The organism is Chitinimonas violaceus (assembly GCF_052601015.1).
This window is the reverse complement of sequence record NZ_JBQXDJ010000200.1, coordinates 1-812: the sequence shown is the minus strand read 5'-3', so window position 1 is coordinate 812 and position 812 is coordinate 1. Positions and strand designations below refer to the sequence as shown.

1 pseudogene is annotated in these 812 nt (G+C 55.9%); it reads left to right on the top strand.

Going from position 1 to position 812, the window contains the following annotated elements:
- Positions 1-812 (top strand): annotated as a pseudogene (locus ACUHMQ_RS20900) (IS3 family transposase); the annotation flags it as partial.

The window sequence follows — 812 nt, the reverse complement described above, 5'->3', positions numbered from 1 at the left end:
AAGCAGCAACACGATTGAATATGAATCAGGGCACCTTGGCTTACTGGGTGACCCAAGCGCGTAAAGGCAAGACAGCAAGTGTTTCTGGTGCAGGCATGCAGAGCGCTGTCGAATTGGCTGCGGAGGTTCGGCAACTGCGTCGGGAGCTTGCCGAAGCCAGGATGGAGCGGGACATCCTAAAAAAAGCGACGGCGTACTTTGCCAGGGAGTCACTGCCCGGTACGCGTTCGTGAAGCAATGGCGACAGGTTTACCCGGTAAAGTGGTTGTGTCGGACACTGGCCGTTTCTCGTGGTGGTTTCTATGCCTGGCTTAAACGTCCACCTAGTCGACGGGCTCAGGAGAACGAATGGTTGCGAGTGGCAATCCGTGCGGCACACAACAAAACACGCCGAACCTACAGTGCAAGGCGCTTGCAAACCGAACTGGCTGCCGAGGGCATAGTGGCGGGTCGGTACCGGATCGCGCGCCTCCGTCGCGAAGACGGTATCTGCTGCATCCAGCAACGGCAGTTCAAGACCACAACCCATTCAACTCACCGCTTGCCCGTTGCCGCTAACCTGCTGAACCAGACCTTCGAACCGACGGGTCCAAAGCAGGTCTGGGTGAGCGATATTACTTACCTCCAAACAGATGAGGGTTGGCACTATCTGGCGGGCATCAAGGATGTGTTTACCTGCGAGATAGTGGGTTATGCGATGGGTGCTCGAATGACACAAGACTTGGTCAGTCAGGCGTTGTGGAAGGCGATAAAGTGGAAACGGCCAGAAGCAGGATTGATGCTGCATTCGGACCGAGGGAGTCAATATTGCT